Origin of the sequence: Spongiactinospora gelatinilytica (genome assembly GCF_003236385.1) — a bacterium.
Classification (GTDB): domain Bacteria; phylum Actinomycetota; class Actinomycetes; order Streptosporangiales; family Streptosporangiaceae; genus Spongiactinospora; species Spongiactinospora gelatinilytica.
In genome coordinates, this window is the sequence record NZ_POUA01000129.1 from 1 (window position 1) to 18,411 (window position 18,411).

Sequence of the window (18,411 nt, forward strand, 5' to 3'; positions counted from 1 at the left end):
CGCCTGGATCAGGCCCTGCGCGCCGCCAGACGCGCCGGATACCCCTACCTCATCATGGACGGCACGCTCATCCCGATCGACCGTGTGGCCGCTGATCGGCCCTATTACTCCGGCAAGCACAAGAAGCACGGCATGAACATCCAACTCCTGGCCACCCCGGACGGCACGCCACTATGGATCTCCGGTTCCCTGCCCGGTTCCACCCACGATCTGACCGCCGCCCGGATCTGGGGAATCCTGCGCCGCCTGCAGGCATCAGGGCTGGTCACCCTGGCCGACAAGGCATATGCCGGTGCTGGTGGGCACGTGCTGGTGCCGTACAAGGGCAAGGGCAAGCCACAGTCCCAAAAAGATGCCAATGCCGCTCACGCCAGGCTCCGCGGACCAGGAGAACGCGCCAACGCACAACTGAAGACCTGGCGTATTCTGCGCAAACTCCGCTGCTGTCCGCGCCGCGCCGGTCAACTCGTCAAGGCCGTCCTCGTACTACAACTCCGCGAAGCCCGGCGAAAAAGGCTTAGTGCGGTTGCTCGGTGGTTGCTCACGTGTACGCGATACAGCACGGCACGCGTTGACACAGACCAACACGACGACGGGGATAATTCCGGCCACGGCAGTACAAAACAACACTCGGTGACATTAAGCGACAGCAACCGAGGAATCTCATAATCCGTGGGTCGTGGGTTCAAGTCCCACCCGCCCTACTCTGCAACACCGCGCTCGATCTGGGGTTCCTCGGCTCCTGCCGCCCTGGGCGATCATCGTCAATTCGGACACGACGACGCCGACTCGGAGGCACCGCCCGGGCGATGGCCCTGGAGGACAACGGACGGGCCCGCCGATGGATCAGCGGACATGCTGGTTCGGTGGTTCAGGTGGTGCCGTCCCCGGTGCGTGCCGGCCAGCCGATCAGTAGCGCCGGCCGCGGCGGCGCGGGCCGCCTCCGGGAAACGCCGGTATAGGTGTTGCGGGCGAAGGCGGACCGGACATGTCCTACTGAGGACCGCTGTGGCGTAGAACCGTTTCCACGCTTTCAGGGATTTGACACCTGGAGATGACCGGTGAATCGGCCGAGGACACCGCCGGCGCGCCGGCGTCCTCGCCCGTCCACCGAGCGGGCCGACCCCTCCTGCCTGACCGGCCTCCTTGGTCCGGGGCCCGGCCGGGGGCGTAAACGCATGGGCATTCCGAGCATTTGACGGAATTCCGCATATTAATTGCCGCAGGAATGGCCATGCTCTGCACCGCTGCTGTCTCTGTGAATTGATCGGCCGTCGTACTAGGCTGTGGCCGCACTAATTCCAGTGCATTCAGAAGACTTAGCTGGACAGGATGTCAATGATTCGCATTCTGCGACGGGTGATGTACGGAACGTCAGTAAGGCCGTTACCCGCCCGGACCATATCGGTGCTGTCACGGGCCACGGCCCTGGCCGCGCTCACCACCGCGCTACTCGCCGAAGGCGTGGCCGCGGCCGAGGCGGCCCCCGAACCCGCGCAACCCTCGGCCGCGCCGACCGCCACTCCCACCCAGGAGCACGGTCCGCCCGGAAAGGACAAGGAGATCGCCGGCAAGCCGATCCCGAACAGCTACATCGTGCGGTTCGCCGACCGGCCGGCGCTGCGGGGCGAGGACCGGATCACCAAGGCGGCCCGCGACCTGACCGATCGGGTCGGGGGGCGGCTCAAGGACGTGTACACGACGGCGCTGCACGGGTTCTCCGCGCAGTTGTCGCCGGAGCAGGCGGCGGCGATGGCCAAGGACCCACTGGTGGCCTCGGTCCGCAAGGACGTCGTCCTGGTGGTGCCGTCCCCGCCGATGAAGCCGGAGAAGGACGCGGCGTCGCACCCGCGGTCCACGCCCAGCGGTGCGCCGCAGGCAGGGTCCAGGCAGAACGACCCGCAGTGGGCGCTGGACCGCATCGACCAGGTCGGGCAGTCGCTGAGCGGGACGTTCGACTACACGGACGCGTCGGCCACCGGCATCTACATCATGGACACCGGGGTGCGGGCCACGCACCAGGAGTTCGGCGGGCGGGTGACGAGTGGCCCGCCGGGGACCGACCACGGCGACTGCTCGGGCCACGGCACGGCGGTGGCGGGCGTGGCCGCCGGCAGCACCTGGGGCGTGGCCAAGAACGCCAAGGTGCACCCGGTGCGGGTGGTCGGCAGTTGTGAGGCGCACGGCGACTCGGCCGATGCGCTGAAGGCCATCGACTGGATCACGCGCAGCGCGCAGCGCCCGGCCGTGGTCAACATCAGCTGGACCACCGGGACGGCCATCCAGCCGGATCTGGAGGAGGCGATCCGCAACTCCAGCAAGTCCGGGATCACGTACGTGATCGCCGCGGGCAACTCCAGCGAAGACGCGTGCGACCTGTCGCCGCAACGGGTCCCCGAGGCGATCACGGTCAGCGGCACCGACCGCAACGACAACCGGGCCGGCTACAGCTACGGCAAGTGCATCGACCTCTTCGCGCCCGGCGTGGACATCACCACGTCGGACTGGAAGAGCGACACCGCTCTCACCACCACCGGGGGCACCTCGCTGGCGGCGCCGCTGGTGAGCGGCGCCGCCGCGGCCTACCTGTCGGCGCACCCGAAGGCGACCCCGCAGCAGGTCGCCGACGCCCTGGCCGGGTGCGCGAGCACCGACGTGGTCGGGGACGCGGGCCCGGGATCGCCGAACCGCCTGCTCAGCACGGCCTGCGGGCCGATCCGGATCACCAACCCGGGGCGCCAGCTCACGATCACGGGCCGTGCGGTGACGATCTCCAAGATCAAGGCGACCGGTGCCGGCGGCCTGCGGTACAGCGCGACCGGGCTGCCCGCCGGGACGTCCATCGATGCCGCGACCGGAGTCATCTCGGGCACGCCGGCCGCGACCGGCGCCGGCACGGTCGTGGTCGTCGCCACCGACGGCACCGCGTCGGCGGCGGCGAGCTTCGTCTGGGAGGTCGTCCACGGGTACGGCGGGATCATCGGCCTCAACGACCTGTGCATCGACAACCAGTCCTCGTTCACGACCGAGGGCAACAAGATCCAGCTATGGGGCTGCGGCCACAACTGGGTCGCCCGGGGCAACGGGAACATCGTGTTCTGGAACGGCGCGACGGCGAACCACTGCCTGACCGCCTCGGACAACACCTCCGCCGACGGCCGGCTCATCGTGCTGTCCGCGTGCAAGGGCGCCGCCACGCAGGTCTGGCGGCCGGATAGCGACGGAACCCTGCGTAACCCCGCGACCGGCGACTGCCTGTCCGCACCCGCCGGCCACTGGGGGATCCAGCTCACCCTCGCCCCCTGCGACGGCGGCGCCGGCCGGCGCTGGAAGCTGTCGGCAGAGCCGAAGCCCTCGCTGGCCGCCAAGAACCCCGGCATGCTGGTCACGCTCGCGGGCGGTTCGGTCTCGCAGCGGATCTCGGTCACCAACCACGACACCACCCGCGCCGTGACGTACCGCGCCACCGGCCTGCCGGCCGGACTGACGATCAACCAGAGCACCGGCCTGATCTCCGGCACCCCCAGCACCGCGCAGTCGGCCGACGTGACACTCACCGCCACCACCGGTGCGGCCACCGTGACGGAGACCTTCAGCTGGCAGGTGGCCGACGGCGCGATCACCGGTGTCAACGGCCTGTGCCTCGACGACCGCGACGATCGCGAGGCCGACGAAGCGCCGGTCCAGTTGTGGCCCTGCGGCACGAACGACCGGGGACAACTCTGGACGGTACGCGAGGACGGGCGGCTGCTCGGCATGGGCAGGTGCCTGACGCCGGCCAAGGGCGGCACCGCGGAGAAGACCCCGATCGTGCTGTCCGCGTGCGGCGCGGCCGAGCCGCAGGTCTGGCGGCCACAGGCGGACGGGACGCTGCGCAACCCGGCGTCCGGCCGGTGCCTGGCGGCACCGGCCACCGGCCAGGGCGACCAGCTCCTCCTGGCCGCCTGCACCGCGGCGGCGACCCAGGTGTGGACGCTGCCCACCGCCCCGGACTTCGGCGCGATCGCCAATCCCGGCCGCCAGGACCCGCTTGTCGGCACCGAGGTGGACATCAGGACCGCCGGCAGCAGGGCGAACCTCACCTACCGGGCGACCGGGCTGCCCCAGGGGCTGTCCATCAACGCCACCACCGGCCGGATCACCGGCAAGGCGGCCACCGTCGGCGAGGGGATGGCGACCGTCACCGCCACGAGCGGCACCGGCATCACCGGCCGGGCGTTCTTCAGCTGGAGCGTCCACCACGGTTTGATCACCGGCCCGGACAAGTGGTGCGCCGACGACTGGCTCGGTGCCACCAACAACGGCAACCAGGTCATCGTGTACGAGTGCAACTCGGGCCACACGCAGCGCTGGACGGTCCGCGCCGACGGCATGCTGGAGGTCAGGGGCAAGTGCCTCACGGTGGCCGCGGACGCCACCGGCGACGGATCGCCGATCGTGATCGACGAATGCCGTCGCGCCGTCTCGCAGATCTGGCATCAGAGCAAGGACGGCACGCTGCGCAACCCCGCCTCGGGCCGCTGCCTCAATGCGCCGGAGCTGAAGAGCCGGACGCAGTTCACGCTGGCCGACTGCACCGGTGCCGCCGCCCAGCGGTGGAAGCTGCCCGTTCCGGGCCCCGCCCCGGAGAAACTGGTGGTCAAGGTGCCAGGCGACCAGGTCACGAACGTCCGCAAGCCGGTCAGGATCACCGTCACCACGACCGGCGGCAGTGGTAAGAGGACGTTCACCGCCGACGGCCTGCCGCCGGGCCTGGCCATCGACGCCGATTCGGGCACCATCTCCGGCACGCCCACCGCCGCGGGCTTCCACCAGGTGACCGTCAAGGCCGTCGACGGCACGGGCGCCGCGACGGCCGGGTTCGATCTGGTGGTGCTCGGCCCGCCGGCCGCGGACACCATCACTCACGTGAGCGGAAGCTGGTGCGCCGACGACGGGGACAGTGCCGCCCTGTCGGTGTGGGACTGCAACCACACCGAGCCCCAGCGGTTCACCGTGGGCTCGGACGGCCAGGTGAAGGGCAGGGGCGGCAGGTGCGTGACCGCCCAGAAGGGCGGCCGGACTCCGGGCACGAAGGTCGTGATGGCCACCTGTGACTCCGGCGACGCGTCGAGGCTGTGGCGGCAGCAGGCGAACGGGACCGTGTTCAACACGGCGTCCGGACTGTGCCTGAGCGTTCGCCAGCTCGCCTACCGGGAGCCGTTCACGCTCGCGACCTGCGAGTTCACTCCGTACGAGATCTGGTCACTGCCGACCGGGACCTGACCGCCGACCGCCCGCCGGCCACCGGCGGGCGGTCTTCGTCAGCCGACGAGAAGGTGCCGAAGCGTGCGCGCCAGGGTGCCCGGGCTTCGCGGCCCGCCACTCCCGGGCTGTGCCAGTGCGACGCCGACCGTCGTGAGCAGCCTGGCCTGCGAGTCCTGGAGGAAGAAATGGCCGCCGGGCAGCACGTGCTTGGCGAAGTCCCCCGACGTCTGTTCTCGCCACGGATCCATCGTGTGCGGGCGGTACCGCTCGGTCTTCGGTTGGCGAATGCCACGATGGGGCAGGTGAGCGGAGGCTCGACCCGATATTCGTACGTTTCGCCGACCGAGAAGTCCGCGCGGATGGTCGGCATGAGCAGTTCCAGGAGTTCGGGGGACTCATAGATCTCATCCGGCAGGCCGCCCAGCGTGCGGAGCTTGGCGACCACGGCCGTGTCCGGCTGGTCATGGATCGAGGGATGGGCGCGCGGTAGCTGCGGCGCGGGGCCGCCGGAGACGAACAGTACGCGCGGCTCGCCGACGCCGCGGCGGCGGAGTTCCCGGGCCAGCTCGAACGCCAGAAGCGAGCCCATGCTGTGGCCGAAGAGGGCGTAGGGGATGTCGAACTCACCGGCGAGGGCCGCCGCGAGCGCGTCCACGAGCGGCCCGGCGTGCGTGAACGGGTTGTCGTGCCAACGGGTCTGACGGCCGGGCAACTCGATGGGACACACCTCGACGTGACCGAGCAGGGCGGCGGGCCACCGCCCGAAGGCCGAGGCGGTCCCGCCCGCATACGGCAGGCAGAAGATCCGCACGGTCGCGGCACGGCGGCGCGGCGCGCCCACGATCCAGCCGTGGGCGCGCGTCGTCCGGTGTGTAGCGATGTGGTTCACTCAGGGGGCTCCGTGGCGTGCCGGGTCAATCGGACAAAAGCGTCTGTGCTTCTTCATCTGACATGCCCTCCAGCTCGGCGAGGAGCCGATCCTCGAGGACGAGCGCCACGTCCGCCAAGGTCGGGTTGTCGAACAGAACGCGGATCGGTATCTCAAGGCTCAGCGCCTTGCGCATCTGCAGGACCGCGCGCATGGCCATGAGCGAGTCGCCGCCGAGGGCGAAGAAGTTGTCGTGCACGCCGACGCGTTCGACGCCCAGCATGCCGGACCACATCTCGGCGATGGCCTTCTCGACCGGCGTGCGCGAGGCCACGAACGCCGGCGCGTCGCCGACGACATCCTCCGGCACCACCAGCGCCTGCCGATCGACCTTGCCGTTGCCGGTGAGCGGCAGTTCGCCGAGCTCAAGATGGACACTGGGCACCATGTACGCCGGCAGCTTGGCAGTGAGGAACTCGCGAACGTCGTCCGGCGCCTTCTGCCGGTCCTGCGGGACGACGAAGGCGACGAGGCGTTTGGCGCCGCGCGGCTCACCCTGGGCCACGACCACCGCGGCCCGGATGTCCGGGTGTTGCAACAGAGCGGCCTCGAGACGCCGGTGCGGCCGATCCAGTACGCCTGCTGCACGTCGGTCAGCGGGAAGGGCATCCCGCCGGAAGCCGGATCCGGGACGACCTCGGGCAGTACTTGGAGCGCACGCCCCGCGGCCTCGGCGCCGGCCGCGCGTACCGCGCTGGCGAGGCCGCGAATCGTCGGGTCCGCCACGAAGGTGCGCGCGAGAGCTCGACGCCACAGAACTGGCGAACCTGCGAGACGAACTGGGTGGCGAGCAGCGAGTGACCACCCAGCTCGAGAAAGCCCGCGTCCGGGGCGATACTCGGAACGCCGAGAAGGTCGGTGAAGATGGCGGCGATCCGGTGTTCGATCTCGTCCTCGTGGCGAAGCCGGTCGTCGGCGTCGGCGCTGGTGCCGGGCACGGGGTCCGATTCGAGGTCGTCCGGGAGGGTGACGACGGCGTGGCAGTCGCCGGCGGACGCGCCGACGACGCGGGCCGCCATGCGCTCGATCGTGGCAGGAGCGAGGGGCGGCCAGACGAACGTCGTCCAGGGGACGTCGGACTCGCGCCGCAGCAGCGCGACATGGGCTTCGAGGAGGCCGGCCAGATATGAGCCTTCGGGCCTCCCGTACCCCGAACAGGTGCACCTCGCGGGCGCGGACGGCGTCTGTTCCGCCTGCGCCGGCCGTGACGCGTGCCAGGGTGCCGGGCACGTCCCCGTCGAAGGCGTCCGCGTCGAGCAGTGCCAGCGCGGTCGTGTCCGGTGCCGTCACCCGATCGGCGGCCACCTCGGCGCCCGCGCGGGACAGCGCACGCCGGAAAGCGGAGGCGAGCCGCTCGTCGCCCGACAGCGTGTGGTGCGCACCGGTGTGCCGGTCGTCGGCGCGTGTTCGCAGCGGTTCGAGCGCCGGTACGAAGCGGTGCCCGCCGCGGAGGGCCTGCTCGATCGCCTCCAGCGCGAGCCGCTCGGCACCACCGCCGGGCGGCGTGCCCGTGGCGTCGTCGAGAAGCGTGCCGATGACAACGCCGCCGACATGCTCGTTCGCGCCGAGCACCGAGTCGAGGAGCTTGCGGTACTCCTCCTCCGATGCCGCCGCCGGGGCCGGGACGGTGATCACCCGCCGCGTGGCCCGCAGCCGCTCGGCCAGGTCCGCAAGGAGCCCCGCACGATCCGGGATCACCAGCCATGTGCCCGCGAGCCGGTCCTCGCCACCGGCCATGGCGGGGCCGACCCGGCGGAAACCGCGCACGGCGAGTCCGTCCGAGCCCGCCGGCGGCGTGATGGCGCGGCGATCCGGCGGAACGATCCAGTACCGCTCCCGCTCGAACGGATACGTCGGCAGCACCGTGCGGCGCGGCGAGGCATCGCCGTGCACCGCTTTCCGCCGGCGCCCGGCACCGTTCGCTCGGTCCGCTCTCCGACAAGGCCGCCCGGGCGCTGGTGGACGACGTGCTCGGGGAGGAGTGCGGCCCGGCGGACGAGTCCACCCGGAACGAGATCGTCCGCCTCTGCGGCGGACTCCCGCTCGCGCTGCGCATCGCAGCCGTGGACGCCGCGGCCAAGGCGGAGGAGACGACCGCCACGACCGCGGCCGTACGGCACGCCCGCGGGGAACTCCTGCTTCTTCAGAGCCTCATCCCGGGCGGTGCCGTGCGAGCGAGCAGGCCCGCGCCACGGAACCTCGCCTGCCATCTGCCGCCCGAAGTCAAGCACTTCAGTGGCCGCGAAGCCGAGCTGGCCACTCTGGACGCGCTCCTTTCAGACGCGGGCGAAAAATCTCCGGCCACCGCAACGACCTGTGTGATCAGCGGCCCTGGCGGGGTCGGGAAGACATCGCTCGCCGTGCACTGGTCGCAAAAGGTGAGCGACCGCTTTCCGGACGGTCACCTCTACATGAATCTGCAAGGGTTCAGTTCGGTCGCGACGCCGGTACCGGCGACTCAAGCGGTACGCACCATGCTGGGATTTCTCCAGCCGTCCCATCACCACTTACCCGCCGACCTCGAAGAGCAGATCAGGCTCTGATCGCGACCGAGGGCGCCGATCTACTACGGCTGGGGCCGCTGTCCGACGCGGAGGCCGGTGAACTGCTGGTCTCCCGTCTGGGCGAGGACCGGGTGGCGGCCGAACGCGAGGCGCTGGGCGACATCATCGCGAAGTGCGCCGGACTGCCGCTCGCCCTGGGGATCGTCGCCGCATGGGGCATCGTCAACACCCACCTCCCCCTCACCGCACTGGCCAGGGAGCTCCAGGCGGAGAGCACCCGGCTGGACACTCTGCAGTCCGAAGATCGCACCGGCCTGCGAGAGGTCATCGGCGCCTCCTACCACGTGCTCGCGCCTCGGGAAGCCGACGCGTTCGCTCATCTCGGACTCATGCCCGGCCCCCACTTCAACCTGCTGAATACCGCCCCGCTCATCGGTCATTCGATTCCGCACACCCGAATGCTGCTGCATCGGCTAGAGGCCTCCCATCTGGTCGATCAGTACGTACCGGGCCGGTATCGACTACACGATCTCGTCCGCCTCTACGCCGCCGAGCGCGCCGCCCTCGACCTCAGCGAGGATGACCGTGTCGCCGCGATGCGCCGCCTGGTGCGCTTCTACCTGAATTGCGTACGCAGTCAATCACCTGCTCTCGCCTCGATGTCGAGGTGCCATCGCCCTGATTGCCCCGGCTCTCTCTGAGAGGTTCAGGTGGAGTGAGGAGGCCGCGGTCACCGGGCCGAGCGGGTTGTGGGTGGCGAGACTGATGTAGTGGGTCTCGCACATCGCGGCGATCTTCCTGGCTTCGGTGAGCCCGGCCGCGACGCCCACATCCACGCGGGCGTAGTCGATCAGGTCCGGTTCCACCAGGCGCTGGAACTCCCACTTGGAGCCGAACTGCTCGCCCGCGATCAGCGGTACCGCTGGCTGCGGTACCGCTGGGCGCACGTGGTGGCGGTCCGCGCGTACCCTCCCCAGGACGGAAGGTGAGCGACATATCGACCACGACCTGCCCTCCCAGGCCGAGGACCCCTACGCGCTGTCGAAGCCGGCCGACGACCTGACGGCGCGGATGATGGCACGCAGGCACGGGATGAGCGTGGTCACGCTGCGCCTGCCGTACATGGGGGGTGGACGAGCGGCTGCGCGCCTTCGCCACCGCGTGCGCGGCCGACCCGGGCCTGCACGCGCGGGGCCTGTGGGCGTACCTGGAGGTCGGCGACGCGGCCCGCGCCCGCCTGCTGGCGTTGCAGGTGCCGGGTCCTGGCGCACTTCCAGTACTGGTCGCGGCCCCCACCACCCTGGTCCCCCACCCGCTTCGTCCTGTAGCCCGAAGCGCATGATCTCGATCAGTTCCAACGATCTTCCCCGAACGCGGACACGGCACGCCGTCCGGCGGAGAGACTGTCCGTATGGCCTCGCCTACCCAGGAGCATCAACCCTTCGCCCACCTGAGCGCGCCCAACGCGGCCCTCTACCGCGCGATCCTGCGCGCCTTCGCACGGGCGAAGGAACGTTTCATCGTGCATCTGAGTCCCGAGGACGTGGCCGCGGAGCTGCGGCGGGAGGACGACGACGCGCTCGGTCAGGCGCTCGACAAGTTGTGCGAATGGGGCAATCTGCGCGCGGACGTCGACACCGGCAGGGTCACCTCGGTGGAGGACTTCCACCGCAAGCGATATCTGTTCCAGCTCACCCTGGCCGGTCAGGCGGCCGAGCAGGCGATCGCGTTCTATGAGGAGGCGATCGGGCGGCGCGGGGCGCTCCAGTCCGTGGCGCTGAGCGACATCGCCGAGCGACTGCGGTCGCTGGCCGTGCTGGCTCAGGAACCCGAGCCCGACCCGGCCCGGGTGCACCTGCTGCTGCTCTCCCTGACCGAGCGGTTCTCCTCTCTGGCCGACAACGCGCAGGCGTTCATGTCCTCACTCCGCCGCGCGATCGACTTCTCCGACGGCGACGAGGCGGGTTTCATCGCCTACAAGGAGCGGCTGATCGAGTACATCGACCGCTTCATCGCCGACCTGGCCAACTCCGGCGCGCGGATCGCGGCGTTGCTGGCCGAGCTGGAATCGTCCGGTCACGTGGAACTGCTCCGGCTGGCCGCGCGCAGGGAGGCCGCCGACGCGGTGCCCGACGGGGAGGACACCGCCGACGCGTACGGCAGAGCCGAGCAGAGCGCCCTGGCTTCCTGGCTCAACCGCTGGCGTGGCCTCCAGGACTGGTTCGTCACCTCGGGCGCGGGCCGCCCGTCGCAGGCGCGGCTGCTGCGCCAGGCGGCGATCACGGCGATCAAGCAGCTCGTGGACGCGGTCGGGCTGCTCAACGAACGGCGCTCCGGGCGCTCCGACCGGTCTGCGGACTTCCGTACCCTGGCCCGATGGTTCGCCGAGGCGCCGGATGAGGAGGCGGCGCACCGGCTGTGGCGGGCGGCGTTCGGCCTGACGTCCGCACGGCATCTGACGGTCACGCCCGCGACGCTGGACGAATGGCGCGAGACCGGGCCCGGGATCCCCTGGCGGGACGCCCCGCCGATCAGGATCTCACCCCAGCTCCGGCGGACGGGCTCCTACGAGCGCCGCGGCAGGCCGAACACCGTGACCGACCGTGCCCAGGCGCGCAGGCTGCTGCGAGAACAGGCCGAGCGGGAGGCGGCCGAGACCGCCGCGGCCCGCGCCGCGCTCCACACCGGCGGCCCGATCATGCTGTCGGAGCTGGGCGTGCTCGATCCGCGGGCGTTCCGGCTGTTCCTGGGGCTGCTGGGCGACGCGCTCGCCGCCCGGCGGCCCGGCGAGGCGGAGGTGAAGACCGTCACCGGCGACGGCTCGATGGAGGTGCGCCTGACGATGGTCCCCGGCGGCGGCGAGGTCGAGATCCGCACCGAGGACGGTGTGTTCACCGGCCCCGAGCACGAGATAGAGATCAGCGATCTCATGACGGCCCGATGACCCCGGAAGAGGAGGTCGCCCAGCGCCGCACCGCGCTGCGGGCGCTGCTGGCCAGGCCGCTGCTGACGGCCGAACGCGATGCCGAGGCGCTGGTCCTGGTCCGCCGCCACCTGACCGCGCTGCGCGAGTGGCTCACCCGCGAGACCGGCTGGCGGCTGACGGTGGACTCCGGCGCCGCGCGCCTGTTCAAGAGCGCTTCCGACACGCGTGATGCGACCCACCCCGCGCGTGGCCGGGCGGGCGAGCCGTACGGCAGACGCCGATACGTCGTGCTCTGCCTGGCCCTGGCGATGCTGGAACGGGCCGACGCGCAGACCACGCTCGGCCGCCTGGCCGAGGAGGTGCTGTCGGCCGCCGCCGAGCCCGAACTCGACTTCACCTTCACTCTCGACAGCCGGGCCGAACGCGCCGACCTGGTCGCCGTGGTCCGCATGCTGCTCGACTGGGGGGTGCTGCGCCGGGTCGCGGGCGATGAGGAGGCGTACCTGAGCGCGACCGGCGACGTGCTCTACGACGTCCGCAGGCCGGTGCTCGCGGCGCTGCTCACCGGCGCCCGGGGCCCCTCCACGATCAGCGCGGGATCGTTCGAGGAACGCCTCGCCGCACTCACCGCCGAGCCCATCGCCGACACCGACGATCTGCGCAACCAGGCGCTGCGCCGCGGGCTGACCCGCAGGTTGCTGGAAGACCCGGTGATCTACTTCGATGACCTGGGCGAGGCCGAGCGCGCCTACCTGGCCTCCCAGCGGCACGCCCTGGTCCGGCGGGTGGAGGAGGCGACCGGGCTGGTGGCCGAGATCCGCGCGGAGGGCATCGCGATGGTGGACCCCGACGACGAGCTGACCGACGTACGCATGCCTGAGCAGCGCACCGACGGTCATGTGACGCTGCTGGTCGCCGAGCGGCTGGCCGGCCGAGGCGAGGCGACCATCGAGGAGCTGAAGGAGTTCGTCCGCCAGGCCGCCCACCAACACACGGCGTTCTGGCGCAAGGGCGTGACCGACCCGGGCGCCGAAGACGGGTTGCTGGCCACGGCCCTGGCCAAACTCACGGCGCTGCGGCTGGTCCGCGTCGAGGGAGAGTCCGCCGTGGGGCTTCCCGCCATTGCCCGTTACGCGCTGAACGACCCCGTCATCAAAGGAACGTGATGCCCCCCTCCCCCACCTCCGAGCGCTGGAAGCCGCTGCGAGCCGGACTTGTGGACCTGTTCTACTACGACGTGGAGGAGTTCCACTTCCACGATGGCCGCCTGCTGCTGCGCGGCAACAACGGCACCGGAAAGTCCAAGGTCCTGGCGCTGACACTGCCGTTCCTGCTGGACGGGGACCTCGCTCCGCACCGGGTCGAGCCCGACGGCGACCGGCAGAAGCGGATGGACTGGAACCTGCTGCTCGGCGGCAGGCATCCGCATCCCGAACGGCTGGGCTACACATGGCTGGAGTTCGGCCGCCGCTCCCCCGACGGCGCGGAGGAGTTCCGCACGATCGGCTGCGGGCTGAAGGCGGTCAGGGACCGCGGGATCGTCCGGCACTGGTTCTTCCTCACCCCTCAGCGCGTCGGGACCGACCTGCACCTGCTCTCCCCCGGCCGGGTGGTGCTCACCAGGGAGAAGCTGCGAGAGTCCGTCGAAGGACAGGGCATGGTCTACGACAAGGCCGCCGACTATCGCAGGGCGGTGGACGAGGCGCTGTTCGGGCTCGGCGAACACCGCTATGAGGCGCTGGTGAACCTGCTCATCCAGCTTCGCCAGCCGCAACTCTCCAAGAAGCCGGACGAGAAGCTGCTTTCCCGGGCGCTCACCGAAGCGCTTCAACCGCTCAGCCCCGCGCTGATCACCACGGTCGCGGAGGCGTTCCGCGGCCTGGACGAAGAACGCGACGCGCTGCGCGGGCTGGAGGACGCGGGCCGGGCGGCGGCCGGTTTCCTCCTCCACTACCGCAGGTACGCCTCGATCGCCGCGAAACGCAAAGCCGCTGGGCCGCGCCAGGCGCAGAGCCGCTATGAGCACCTGGGCCGTGACCTCGGCGAGGCGGAGAGCCGGCACGCGGCCGCCGAGGCCGAGCTGGCCAAGGCCCGTGCCGCGCTGGAGGAACTGGAGGCGCGGCGCGGCCTGCTGGAAGCCCGCAAAGAGGCGTTGCGGCGCAGCCCGGAGATGCGCGACGCCGAACGGCTCAAGCAGATGGGCGACGAGGCCGGTCGGCTGGCCGCCCACGCGAGCCGCTGCGAGCGGGAGCGGACCCACCTCGAGGGCGAGGCCCGGCAGCGCGGGGAGCGCGCCGAGGCGGCCCGGCGCAAGGCCACCGCCGCGGCCGGCGAACTGGCCGGGGCAAAAGAGCAGGCTCTCGCCGCCGCCCGGTCGGCCCGCTGCGAGCGCGATCACCTTGCCCTCTTCGAGCGGACAGGTACCGAACCCGCCGTCGCCCGCCGCGAGGCCGAGGCACTGGCCGCGCGCCAGGAGCAGGCCGCGGGCGAACTGGAGCAGCTGATCGAGCACGTGGGGCAGGCCGAGGCCCGGCTGAGGTCCGCGCGCGCGGAGGTCGATCGGCTGACCGGGGAGCTGCACGCCGCCGCCGAGCGCATCGCCACCGCCGAGCGGGCGGCGGACGCGGCGAGCGCCGCTCTGGTCCAGAACTACACCCTCTATCTCGCCGGCCTCCGCGAACTATGGCTCGACGATCCGGACGAGACGATCGCCGCCCTGGAGAGCTGGGCGATCTCCGCCGAAGGCGCCAACCCCGCCGAGACCGCCGTGAACGACGCGGCTCGGGCCGCCACCGACGCCCTGGGCCGGTCGGGCGCGGAGCTGGACGCCCGGCTGCGCGACGCCCGGCGGGCCGCCGCCGCGCTGTCGCAGGAGATCGCCCGGCTGGAGGCGGGCGGGCACGACATCCCTCCGGTTCCGCACACCCGCGGCCCCGCCGTACGCGCCGGACGTCCCGGCGCGCCGCTGTGGAAGGTGGTCGACTTCGCCGACGCCGTACCGGCCGCGCACCGGGCCGGACTGGAGGCGGCGCTGGAGGCGGCGGGCGTCCTGGACGCGTGGGTGACGCCCGAGGGGAGCCTGCTCGCCGCCGACGACACCGTCATCGTGGCGGGCGAGCCGCCACCCGGGCCTTCCTGCGCCGCCGTGCTGCGCCCGGCGGTGGACCGCGCCGATCCGCAGGCGGCGGCGTTGTCCGACGCCGCGGTGCGGGCCGTGCTGGAGAGCATCGGGCTCGGCGACGGCGGTGGGACGTGGGTCGCCGTGGACGGGCGCTGGGCCAACGGCGTGCTCGCCGGAGCCTGGCGCAAGGACGCGGCCCATCACATCGGCGAAGGGGCCAGGGAGGCGGCCCGGCGTACCAGGCTGGCGGCGCTTCGCGACGAGCTGGGCCGGGCCGAGCGGGCGATCGGCGACGTACGCGCCGAACTGGACGGCCTCCAGGTCCGGCGGGCGACGCTCGCCGCAGAGCACCGCGCTCTGCCGCCCGACGCCCCGCTGCGGGAGGCCCACGTCAAACGGGCCGCCGCCGACGAGCGGCGGCGCGAACTCGACGCCGGGCACACCGCCGCGACCCAGGTGCTCGTGACCCGGCAGGAGGAGCTGCGATCCGCCGGCCGGCGGGCCGCCGAGTTCGCCGGGGACGTCGGCCTGCCCGTGGACCCGTCCGCGCTCGGCGAGGTCAAGGCCGCGATCTCCGGCTACCGGGTGGCGCTGGCCGGGCTGTGGCACACCGGCCAGGCATGGCGGAGCGCCCACGAGACGGCCGTGGCGGCCGAGGACGATCTCGCGAAGACCAGGGACCGGCTCCAAGAGGCCGCGGAGTCGGCCGCGACCGCCCGTCGCGAAGCGGACGCGGCGGGCGAGACGTACCGCGCGCTGACCGAGACGGCCGGGGCAGCCGTGGACGAACTGTACCGGCGGCTCAACGAGGTGGAACGCGAGCTACGCGAGCGCACGGCCGCCGAGCACGCGGCCCGCCGCCACGAGCGGGACGCCCTGCAGGCACAGGGCAAGGCCGAGGGCGAACGCGGCACCCTGCGGGGCCAGATCACCCAGGCCGCCGAGACGCGTGACGCGGCCGTGGCGGAGTTCCAGGCGTTCGCGGCGACCGGCCTGCTGCGCGTCGCGCTGACCGAGTTGGAGGTCCCCGACCCTGGCGGCGAATGGGCGGCCACGCCCGCCGTGCTCCTGGCCAGAACGGTCAACACCGAGCTGGAGGCCGTGGACGACGGCGACGCCCCATGGGACCGGATACAGAAAAAGGTCGCCGAGGAGCACAAGCTCCTCTCGGACGCGATGGCCAGGCACGGGCACAGCGTCGGGCTGACCCTGCGCGACGGGGTCATGGTGGTGGACGTGCTGTTCCACGGCCGGTCCAGGGACGTCCCCGAACTCGCCGCGGCGCTGGAGCAGGAGACGGCGCAGCGGGCCCGGCTGCTGTCGGCCAAGGAGCGCGAGATCCTGGAGAACCACCTGCTCAACGAGGTCGCAGGCACGCTGCACGAGCTGATCACCGCGGCCGAGTCCGAGGTGCGGGAGATGAACGCCGAACTGGAGGCCCGCCCCACCTCCACCGGCATGCGGCTACGGCTGCTGTGGCGGACGGCCAAGAAGGCGCCCGAAGGGCTGGACCGCGTACGCGACAAGCTGCGGCAGACCGTGGACGCGTGGTCGCTCGCCGACCGTACGGCGGTCGGGGCGTTCCTTCAGGAGCGGATCGCCCGCGAGCACGCCGACAATCCGGCCGCGGGCTGGATCGAGGCGCTGACCAGGGCTTTGGACTACCGTGCCTGGCATGAGTTCGCCATCCAGCGACTCCAGGACGGGCAGTGGCGGGCCGCGACCGGCCCCGCCTCCGGCGGCGAGCGGGTGCTGGCGGCGTCGGTACCGCTGTTCGCCGCCGCCTCGGCGCACTACAAGTCGGCGGGCAACCCGCACGCGCCGCGCCTCGTCGCCCTGGATGAGGCGTTCGCGGGCGTGGACGATGACTCGCGGGCCAAGTGCCTGGGGCTGCTGGCCACGTTCGACATGGACGTGGTGATGACCAGCGAGCGCGAGTGGGGCTGCTACCCGCAGGTGCCGGGGCTGGCCATCTGCCAGCTTTCCCGGCGCGACGGCATCGACGCGGTCCTTGTCACCCCGTGGCGCTGGGACGGCCACGAACGCCGCCGCACCGACCCACCCTCGGTCGTCATCCCCACCGCCACTCTCCGGCCCATCCCACAACAAGACGACCTGTTCGGATGACCGCCCCGAGCAGCTCAGCGGTCACGATGCCACCCGGCCGCCCAAACCAAGCCCACTCCCAGCACGAACGAACGGCCCCAACAAAAGACCACGCCGACTTCCCGCCGGGAGCGACACCACCCGGCCACTCGACCAAGCTCGCCACCAACCACCACGGATCGACACAATGACACCCACCACCACGCCGCCCCAGCGCCACCCGATCAAGACCCCGCCGGCATGAACAGCCCCGGCGAAAGGCTGCGACGACTCCTCGGCGGAGACGACACCGCCTGGATACTCGACCGCGCCCGCCGCAGGATGGAACAAGGCAGGCCGCTCACCGGCACGGTCACACTTTCCGCCGCCACCCCGGCCCAGCGTCGCGCGATCGAGGTCCTGCTCGGCCGCCGGGCGGGCACGGGGGCCTCGCTGTCGGTGTCGCTGGATGACGTGGATCGGGTGCTGCGCGCGGGCGGCGTCGCCGAGGGCGGCCTCCTCGAGGCCGTCGTACGGCTGGGCGGCCCGGTCCGTGACCTGGCGAGCGAGACCGCGGCACTGGCCGCGGCCTGGAACGACGCCTTCGCCCCGCTCGACGCGCTGGTCGCCGGGCGGCCCGAACTCGCCGGCTGGCGAGCGTGGCTGGAGTCCACCGGGCTGGTAAGAAGGCTCGCCGGGACGGCGGCGGAGGCCCGTCCAATGCTCGGCGCGCTGGCCGCGATACTCGCCAGGTTGCCCTCCCCCGGGCTGCCGCTCGGCCGGCTGGCCGCCGAGACCTGCGGCGACGCGCACGGCCTGGACGAGGGAAGGCCGCTTGCCACACTCGCCCTGTCCGCGGCGCGGGCGCTCGGCGGCCTGCCGTACGCGGGCGAGGGCGGCGCCGACGCCCGCCGCGCGGCCTGGGCCGCCGTCGGGGTGCATCCCGACGACCTTTCCTCCCTCGTGCTCTGCCTCGGGCTTCCCGGCGACGAGCGCACGCCGACCGGACGGATGCTGCGCGCCGCGCGGGCGGCGGGCGAGCCGTGCGTACTCACCTTGCGCCAGCTCCGCCGCCACGAGACGCCCTTCGGGGCGGACCTTGTGCGGGTCTGTGAGAACCCGGTGGTGGTCGCCGCGGCGGCCGACGAACTCGGCGCGTCCTGCCCGCCCCTGGTCTGCGGCGGAGGCCGTCCGTCGGCCGCCGTCTGGCGGCTGCTCGACCTCCTGGCGGCAGGAGGCGCGATGTTCGCCTACCACGGCGACTTCGACTGGGGCGGGGTCGCCATCGCCGCCGCGGTCCACGAACGGCTCGGCTTCCGCCCCTGGCGCTTCGACACCGCCGCCTACCAGGCCGTATCGTCACCGGCCCGGCTCACCGGCCGCCCGTCCCCGACGCCATGGGACCCTGACCTGTCCGCGACGATGGCCGCGCGCGGCGTCCGGGTGGAGGAGGAGCTGGCCCTCGCCGATTTGATCGCCGACCTGACCGGCTGACCCCGGCCGGGCTCGCTGCCGGGGGATCGTCACAATGGCGGCCCGGGGGCCGACCGGGCCGACCGGAAGCTCGAACCACACCACCCGCCCGAACCCCCGCCTGGCG

At 72.0% G+C, this 18,411-nt stretch carries 14 protein-coding genes and 1 pseudogene; 11 read left to right on the forward strand and 4 right to left on the reverse strand.

Annotated elements, in window-relative coordinates; genetic code table 11:
• Together C1I98_RS17675 and C1I98_RS17680 are read left to right on the forward strand one after the other, a co-directional pair.
• Positions 1-504, forward strand: a pseudogene (locus tag C1I98_RS17675) (HARBI1 family protein); the annotation flags it as partial.
• Positions 505-1,407: 903 nt separating this feature from the next.
• Positions 1,408-5,265 (forward strand): ricin-type beta-trefoil lectin domain protein, encoded by a 3,858-nt coding sequence (locus C1I98_RS17680; RefSeq protein ID WP_158558077.1) that lies wholly within the window; start codon positions 1,408-1,410, stop codon positions 5,263-5,265.
• On the opposite strand, the gene C1I98_RS17685 is transcribed toward C1I98_RS17680, so the two are convergent.
• From C1I98_RS17685 to C1I98_RS45655, 3 genes are read right to left on the reverse strand one after another with little or no spacing between them, the layout of a single operon-like run.
• Positions 5,225-6,136: a thioesterase II family protein gene (locus tag C1I98_RS17685; protein WP_111168555.1), complete on the reverse strand. Its 912-nt coding sequence runs from the start codon at positions 6,134-6,136 to the stop codon at positions 5,225-5,227. The genes C1I98_RS17680 and C1I98_RS17685 overlap by 41 nt on opposite strands.
• A 25-nt stretch (positions 6,137-6,161) precedes the next feature.
• Positions 6,162-6,749: a phosphopantetheine-binding protein gene (locus tag C1I98_RS17690; protein WP_368773528.1), complete on the reverse strand. Its 588-nt coding sequence runs from the start codon at positions 6,747-6,749 to the stop codon at positions 6,162-6,164.
• 19 nt (positions 6,750-6,768) lie between these two features.
• On the reverse strand, positions 6,769-7,062 hold the full coding sequence (locus C1I98_RS45655) for a phosphopantetheine-binding protein (protein ID WP_368773529.1): 294 nt from the start codon (positions 7,060-7,062) through the stop codon (positions 6,769-6,771).
• On the opposite strand from C1I98_RS45655, the gene C1I98_RS43955 reads away from it, so the two are divergent.
• The 3 genes from C1I98_RS43955 (at position 6,973) to C1I98_RS40565 (ending at position 9,380) form a co-directional block, all read left to right on the forward strand.
• Positions 6,973-7,305, forward strand: a complete 333-nt coding sequence (locus C1I98_RS43955; RefSeq protein WP_233507953.1) for a hypothetical protein — start codon at positions 6,973-6,975, stop codon at positions 7,303-7,305. The genes C1I98_RS45655 and C1I98_RS43955 overlap by 90 nt on opposite strands.
• Positions 7,306-8,133: 828 nt before the next feature.
• Positions 8,134-8,718: an AAA family ATPase gene (locus tag C1I98_RS17700; RefSeq protein WP_158558079.1), complete on the forward strand. Its 585-nt coding sequence runs from the start codon at positions 8,134-8,136 to the stop codon at positions 8,716-8,718.
• Between the two features lie 92 nt (positions 8,719-8,810).
• Positions 8,811-9,380 (forward strand): hypothetical protein, encoded by a 570-nt coding sequence (locus C1I98_RS40565; protein WP_146607494.1) that lies wholly within the window; start codon positions 8,811-8,813, stop codon positions 9,378-9,380.
• Here C1I98_RS40565 and C1I98_RS45660 read toward each other — a convergent pair.
• Positions 9,321-9,545 carry an enolase C-terminal domain-like protein gene (locus C1I98_RS45660; RefSeq protein WP_368773530.1) on the reverse strand — a complete coding sequence of 75 codons (225 nt, stop codon included), beginning with the start codon at positions 9,543-9,545 and terminating at the stop codon, positions 9,321-9,323. The genes C1I98_RS40565 and C1I98_RS45660 overlap by 60 nt on opposite strands.
• On the opposite strand from C1I98_RS45660, the gene C1I98_RS43960 reads away from it, so the two are divergent.
• From C1I98_RS43960 to C1I98_RS17735, 6 genes are all read left to right on the forward strand, one after another.
• Positions 9,450-9,668, forward strand: a complete 219-nt coding sequence (locus C1I98_RS43960; protein WP_233507954.1) for a hypothetical protein — start codon at positions 9,450-9,452, stop codon at positions 9,666-9,668. The genes C1I98_RS45660 and C1I98_RS43960 overlap by 96 nt on opposite strands.
• Positions 9,669-9,808: 140 nt before the next feature.
• The gene (locus C1I98_RS17715) at positions 9,809-10,021 is read left to right on the forward strand and encodes a hypothetical protein (protein ID WP_111168561.1); all 213 of its coding nucleotides are present in this window, start codon (positions 9,809-9,811) and stop codon (positions 10,019-10,021) included.
• A 69-nt stretch (positions 10,022-10,090) separates the two neighbouring features.
• Complete coding sequence (locus tag C1I98_RS17720) at positions 10,091-11,623, forward strand: TIGR02677 family protein (RefSeq protein WP_111168562.1); 1,533 nt, start codon at positions 10,091-10,093, stop codon at positions 11,621-11,623.
• Positions 11,620-12,771 carry a TIGR02678 family protein gene (locus C1I98_RS17725; RefSeq protein ID WP_111168563.1) on the forward strand — a complete coding sequence of 384 codons (1,152 nt, stop codon included), beginning with the start codon at positions 11,620-11,622 and terminating at the stop codon, positions 12,769-12,771. Before C1I98_RS17720 ends, C1I98_RS17725 begins: the two co-directional genes overlap by 4 nt.
• Entirely contained in the window at positions 12,771-16,853 is a 4,083-nt protein-coding gene (locus tag C1I98_RS17730) for a TIGR02680 family protein (protein ID WP_111168564.1), read from the forward strand. Before C1I98_RS17725 ends, C1I98_RS17730 begins: the two co-directional genes overlap by 1 nt.
• Before the next feature lie 219 nt (positions 16,854-17,072).
• A complete protein-coding gene (locus C1I98_RS17735; protein ID WP_111168565.1) occupies positions 17,073-18,305 on the forward strand; it encodes a TIGR02679 family protein in 1,233 nt (410 codons plus the stop codon).
• Positions 18,306-18,411: the final 106 nt, after the last annotated feature.

What these genes read in the sequence shown, in the direction of transcription:
- C1I98_RS17720 (WP_111168562.1), top strand. Translation starts at nt 10,091, where the DNA reads ATGGCCTCGCCTACCCAGGAGCATCAACCCTTCGCCCACCTGAGCGCG.
- C1I98_RS17725 (WP_111168563.1), top strand. Translation starts at nt 11,620, where the DNA reads ATGACCCCGGAAGAGGAGGTCGCCCAGCGCCGCACCGCGCTGCGGGCG.
- C1I98_RS17730 (WP_111168564.1), top strand. Translation starts at nt 12,771, where the DNA reads ATGCCCCCCTCCCCCACCTCCGAGCGCTGGAAGCCGCTGCGAGCCGGA.
- C1I98_RS17735 (WP_111168565.1), top strand. Translation starts at nt 17,073, where the DNA reads ATGAACAGCCCCGGCGAAAGGCTGCGACGACTCCTCGGCGGAGACGAC.